1 rRNA gene is annotated in these 2,642 nt (G+C 54.8%); it reads left to right on the forward strand.

Features of this window, described 5'->3' with window-relative positions:
- Positions 1 to 2,625 (forward strand): 23S ribosomal RNA (locus JOC27_RS13300); the annotation flags it as partial.
- Between the last annotated feature and the right edge of the window lie 17 nt (positions 2,626 to 2,642).

Below are 2,642 nucleotides of genomic sequence, written 5' to 3' on the forward strand. Positions count from 1 at the left end.
TCCATTGGAGTCAGAAATGTCTGGTTCAGGTGAACGGTCTGGAAAGGCCGGCCAAAGAAGGCAAACGCCCTGTAACCGAAGCACCAGACACTCCGGAGTGGATCCTGAGTACGGCGGGACACGAGAAACCCCGTCGGAATCCGGGAGGACCGTCTCCCAAGGCTAAATACTCCCTAGTGACCGATAGTGAACCAGTACCGTGAGGGAAAGGTGAAAAGCACCCCGGAAGGGGAGTGAAAGAGATCCTGAAACCGTGTGCTTACAAGTAGTTGGAGCCCCTTCGGGGGTGACAGCGTACCTTTTGTAGAATGGACCGGCGAGTGGCGATTCGTAGCAAGGTTAAGCCGAAGAGGCGGAGCCGCAGCGAAAGCGAGTCTGAATAGGGCGAATGAGTTACGGGTTGCCGACCCGAAACCGTGTGATCTACCCATGTCCAGGGTGAAGTTCAGGTAACACTGAATGGAGGCCCGAACCCACGCATGTTGAAAAATGCGGGGATGAGGTGTGGGTAGGGGTGAAATGCCAATCGAACACGGAGATAGCTGGTTCTCCCCGAAATAGCTTTAGGGCTAGCCTCGGATGATTGAAACCTGGAGGTAGAGCACTGATTGAATAAGGGGCCCCCACAGGGTTACCGAGTTCAGTCAAACTCCGAATGCCAGCGTTTTACGTCCGGGAGTCAGACGGCGAGTGATAAGATCCGTCGTCGAGAGGGAAACAGCCCAGACCGCCGACTAAGGTCCCTAAGTTTGCGCTAAGTGGGAAAGGATGTGGCGTTGCCCAGACAACCAGGATGTTGGCTCAGAAGCAGCCACCATTTAAAGAGTGCGTAATAGCTCACTGGTCGAGTGGCGCCGCGCCGAAAATGTAACGGGGCTAAGCGCAGCACCGAAGTCGCGGATGACTCTTAGGAGTCGTGGTAGGGGAGCGTTCCAAGGGCGTTGAAGGCAAACCGGAAGGTTTGTTGGAGCGCTTGGAAGTGAGAATGCCGGTATGAGTAACGAAAAGAGGAGTGAGAATCTCCTCCGTCGAAAGCCTAAGGTTTCCTGAGGAAGGTTCGTCCGCTCAGGGTTAGTCGGGGCCTAAGCCGAGGCCGAAAGGCGTAGGCGATGGACAACAGGTTGATATTCCTGTACCACCTAAGGACGTTTGAGTGATGGGGGGACGCAGGAAGGCAAGGCCGTACGCACGGATGGAAGGGTGCGTTCAAGCCGTGAGGCCGGTAGCGAGGCAAATCCCGCTGCCAGGGGCCAAACGGTGATGAGGAGGGAAATTTAAGTACCGAAGGGCCTGTACCTACACTGCCAAGAAAAGCCTCTAGCGAGTCCAAGGGTGCCCGTACCAAAACCGACACAGGTAGGCAAGAAGAGTATTCTAAGACGCTCGGGAGAACTCTCGTTAAGGAACTCGGCAAAATCACCCCGTAACTTCGGGAGAAGGGGTGCTCGGAAGGCCTTCGGGCCTTTTGAGCCGCAGTGAAAAGATCCAAGCGACTGTTTACCAAAAACACAGGTTTCTGCTAAACCGCAAGGTGATGTATAGGGGCTGACACCTGCCCGGTGCTGGAAGGTTAAGAGGAGAGGTTATCCCTTCGGGGAGAAGCTTTGAATCGAAGCCCCAGTAAACGGCGGCCGTAACTATAACGGTCCTAAGGTAGCGAAATTCCTTGTCGGGTAAGTTCCGACCCGCACGAAAGGTGTAACGATTTGGATACTGTCTCAACGAGAGACCCGGTGAAATTATAGTACCTGTGAAGATGCAGGTTACCCGCGACAGGACGGAAAGACCCCATGGAGCTTTACTGCAGCTTGATATTGGATGTGGGTATCGTTTGTACAGGATAGGCAGGAGCCTTCGAAGCCGGACCGCCAGGTTCGGTGGAGGCATCCGTGGGATACTGCCCTGACGATACCGACATTCTAACCCGGAACCGTGATCCGGTTCGGAGACAGTGTCTGGTAGGCAGTTTGACTGGGGCGGTCGCCTCCTAAAAGGTAACGGAGGCGCCCAAAGGTTCCCTCAGAATGGTTGGAAATCATTCGCAGAGTGTAAAGGCACAAGGGAGCTTGACTGCGAGACCTACAAGTCGAGCAGGGACGAAAGTCGGGCTTAGTGATCCGGTGGCACCGCATGGAAGGGCCATCGCTCAACGGATAAAAGCTACCCTGGGGATAACAGGCTTATCTCCCCCAAGAGTTCACATCGACGGGGAGGTTTGGCACCTCGATGTCGGCTCATCGCATCCTGGGGCTGAAGTAGGTCCCAAGGGTTGGGCTGTTCGCCCATTAAAGCGGTACGCGAGCTGGGTTCAGAACGTCGTGAGACAGTTCGGTCCCTATCCGTCGCGGGCGTAGGAAATTTGAGAAGAGCTGTCCTTAGTACGAGAGGACCGGGATGGACACACCGCTGGTGTACCAGTTGTTCCGCCAGGAGCATACGCTGGGTAGCTATGTGTGGACGGGATAAGTGCTGAAAGCATCTAAGCATGAAGCCCCCTTCAAGATGAGATTTCCCATGATTTTAAATCAGTAAGACCCCTCAGAGATGATGAGGTTGATAGGTCTGGAGTGGAAGCGCGGTGACGCGTGAAGCGGACAGATACTAATCGGTCGAGGGCTTAACCCAAGATTGACGCGGCGTAG

The sequence above is a fragment of the Sporolactobacillus spathodeae genome (genome assembly GCF_016908935.1).
Classification (GTDB): domain Bacteria; phylum Bacillota; class Bacilli; order Bacillales; family Sporolactobacillaceae; genus Sporolactobacillus; species Sporolactobacillus spathodeae.